Source organism: Virgibacillus sp. 7505, from assembly GCF_002272135.1.
In the GTDB taxonomy this organism is placed as follows: Bacteria; Bacillota; Bacilli; order Bacillales; family Amphibacillaceae; genus Terribacillus.
Genome location: NZ_NPBF01000217.1, coordinates 1 through 256 on the forward strand (window position 1 = coordinate 1; position 256 = coordinate 256).

At 57.0% G+C, this 256-nt stretch carries 1 pseudogene; it reads left to right on the top strand.

The annotated features are described in order from the left end of the window. Window positions 1-256: pseudogene (locus CHH91_RS20970) on the top strand (T7SS effector LXG polymorphic toxin); the annotation flags it as partial.

The following is a 256-nucleotide window of genomic DNA, read 5'->3' on the forward strand; positions in this document are numbered from 1 at the left end:
TGTCGTTACCCCGTCGTATTTCCCGTTGTTTGCGCGCCTATCGACTTTGCCCGCTAACGCGACGGTCTCGCCGGCGATCCTGACACGGCAACTCCAACAGCTGGTGCCGATCCAATACCAATGGTACCAAGCCCAGCTCCGTACCCAAGCGATTCAAACGGACACGTCGCAAGTGGTCGCTACAGGAGAGCATGATTTTACCGATGAAGAAGTCGCAGCGATCCAAGCGTACCTCGAAAACAAACCGCCCGGCGAC